This window comes from Gordonia amicalis NBRC 100051 = JCM 11271, from assembly GCF_000332995.1.
In the GTDB taxonomy this organism is placed as follows: Bacteria; Actinomycetota; Actinomycetes; order Mycobacteriales; family Mycobacteriaceae; genus Gordonia; species Gordonia amicalis.
On sequence record NZ_BANS01000082.1, the window covers coordinates 1 to 2,194 of the forward strand.

Sequence of the window (2,194 nt, forward strand, 5' to 3'; positions counted from 1 at the left end):
CGGCCGAAAACTGACCCCTTATCGACGGTTGAAATTTGACCCCCTTTTGGTGTGGTTACTGGTCGGCGTTGACGAGTTGTCGTCGGGTCTTGGTGCGGTAGGAGTCGCCGTCGATGGTGATGACCTCGGCGTGGTGGACGAGGCGGTCGATGAGTGCGGCGGCAACGACATCGTCGGCGAAGACTTCGCCCCAGCGGCCGAATGGCATGTTCGAGGTGATCAGGATCGAGCCTTGTTCGTAGCGGCTGGCGATGAGTTGGAAGAACAGGTTGGCGGTATCGGAGTCGAACGGCAGGTAGCCGATCTCGTCGATGATGATCAGCCGGTAGCGGCGGAGCCGTTTGAGTTCGGAGACCAGGCGGCCGGTGGTGTGTGCCTCGGTCAGGCGGGTGGCCCATCCGGTGGCGGTGTCGAAGAGCACAGGGTAGGCGTTGTGCGCGGCTTTGATCCCGAGCGCGATCGCGAGGTGGGTCTTACCCACTCCAGGTGGTCCGAGAAGGATCACGTTGTCGCTCTTGGCGATCCAGGTGCTGGTGGCCAGATGGGCGATAACATCGCGACGCAATCCTGGAAGGTGGTCGAAGTTGAAGTCCTCGAGTGTCTTGACCGCGGGGAAGCGAGCGCCACTGATCCGCAGCACGGTGCCGTTGGCTTCGCGTTCACTGACCTGGCGGTCAAGGATCGCTGCGAGGTACTCCTCGTGGGTCCAGTTGTCGGTGCGGGCCCGCTCGGCCAACTCGGCCCAGCAGCGGCGGATCGCTGGCATCTTCAACGCCCGCGCCGCGAACTCGATCTGCTTACCTGTGTGATTGTCGGACATGGTATTTCACCTTTCAGCGATAGTGGACGGGGTGGGTGGTTGAGCACCTGACGGGGTAGCAAAGTGCACCCCGAACAGGTCGTCGTAGTCTGGTAGCGCCCGGATCGGTACCTCGTGGCCGTCGGGGTGGGCGCGGATGCGGGCGGCGTTTCGGGCCCGGTTGGCGAGGTCTTGGCGGCGGTAGTCGCGGCGCAGTTCTTTGGCTGCCCGCACGTGCTGAGGGTCGGCGATGGTGACGTGGTTGGCCCAGCTGCGAGCGTGGTCGGCGACGGTGACCTCGCCGCACTGGATGCGCACCTGCTGCAGGTCGGCGGTGATGTCGACGAAGCGACCGATCACCGACGGGTGCACCGAATAGTCATTGCCGGCCACACGTACGTAGTAGTCGCGACCGAGTCGCACCCGGCTACTCAACCCGATATGAGGTGCGGTCGGGGGAAGCCCGGCCATCTACTCGAGGTCCTCGGCGAGCGCATCACACGGGCGTCGATCACCGATCGCGCGCACCACTCGGGTGTTGGCATGATCGGCCAGCCACCGATCGAACTGGGCGGTGAAATCGTCCGGTGAGGCGAACTGGCGGCCCGGCAGGAACGAGGTCTCGAAGAATCGGTTGTTGCGTTCGACCATGCCCTTGTACTCGGGGTCTCGCGGTGGCGCCAGCTCCAGCCGAGTGCCCAAGGTGCCCACGAATCCTGCGGCCAGCGCGGTGGGTGTGCCCTTGGGGCCGATCGCGGCTTCGCGGTCCCACACCAGCTTGCGGGTCACCGCGCCCAGTTGCGACAGCAGCAGCCACATCCCCGTCAGGATGTCTCCGCCCTGGCGCGACGGGATCATCACCGCCGACCGGTATCGGGAGAACGCCAATGTCATCACCAACACCGGTAACATGGCGAATTGATTGTGGCCCACTGGGATTCGGTAGTCCGGGAACCACAGATCCCACTGCGAACAGCCGCCGGGCTCATAGATCACCCGATCGGCCGGATCTACCCCACGAAACTCCGGGCGAATCACCCGGACCCGGTCTTTGAGGACAGTCAACGATCTCGTCCACCCGATCCGCTCCGCGATCACCGTCGCCGGCATCGTCGGATACTCCCGCAACAACGCCCGGATCTGCGGTTCGAACGCATCGACCACCGAGCCCTTCGCCGGTCGCGAGTACTTCGGCGCGGTGTCTGAGGCCAACGCCGCCCGCACCGTGTTACGGGCCACCCCCAACCGGCGCGCGATCTCCTTGATCGGCACACCCTCACTGCGATGCAAACGGCGGATCTCCGCCCACTGCTCCACTGAAATCACCCTCCTAACAAGACGGGGGTCAAAATTCACCCGTCGTCAGGGGGTCAGTTTTCAGGCGCCGTCAACAGC

At 64.3% G+C, this 2,194-nt stretch carries 1 protein-coding gene and 1 pseudogene; both read right to left on the minus strand.

What is annotated here, in order from left to right; genetic code table 11:
- Window positions 1–55: 55 nt before the first annotated feature.
- On the minus strand, window positions 56–820 hold the full coding sequence (gene istB, locus GOAMI_RS22210) for an IS21-like element helper ATPase IstB (protein WP_006438895.1): 765 nt from the start codon (window positions 818–820) through the stop codon (window positions 56–58).
- Window positions 821–826: 6 nt separating this feature from the next.
- Window positions 827–2,125, minus strand: a pseudogene (gene istA / locus GOAMI_RS22215) (IS21 family transposase).
- Between the last annotated feature and the right edge of the window lie 69 nt (window positions 2,126–2,194).

Excerpts from the sequence above, each read along its gene's own strand:
- istB (WP_006438895.1), bottom strand. The coding sequence starts at position 820 with ATGTCCGACAATCACACAGGTAAGCAGATCGAGTTCGCGGCGCGGGCG.